Genomic DNA, 320 nt, shown 5'->3' with positions numbered 1-320 from the left:
CCGGCATAGGCGCGGCCCAGCAGATGGCCCAGCTCCATGAAGCCCAGCGCGCCCAGGCGATAGTTCAGCGTCACGCAGACCACGCCATGCGCGGCAAAGCGGTTGCCGGCGATCACCTCCCACCCGCTCCATCCGGTTTCGTTGCTGCCGCCGTGGACGAAGACCATCACCGGATAGCGTCCCGGTGCCGCCGGCGCCCAGATGTTGAGCTGAAGGCAATCTTCCGCCTGGACGGCGGGCAGCGGGTCCATTCCGGCCGGCTGCGGCGCGGCGCGCGCCGGCGGGTGGCATCCCATTCGCCCTGCCAGGTCCGGGCCGGG

General features: G+C 71.6%; 1 protein-coding gene. It reads right to left on the bottom strand.

Going from position 1 to position 320, the window contains the following annotated elements:
* Nucleotides 1-251: carboxylesterase family protein (locus H926_RS30030; protein WP_202804791.1), on the bottom strand; the 251-nt coding region annotated here is incomplete at its 3' end.
* Nucleotides 252-320 lie beyond the last annotated feature (69 nt).

The organism is Novosphingobium sp. B-7 (assembly GCF_000410615.1).
GTDB classification, from domain to species: domain Bacteria; phylum Pseudomonadota; class Alphaproteobacteria; order Sphingomonadales; family Sphingomonadaceae; genus Novosphingobium; species Novosphingobium capsulatum.
The sequence above is the reverse complement of the archived record's forward strand: the minus strand, read 5'-3'. Positions and strand labels throughout refer to the sequence as shown.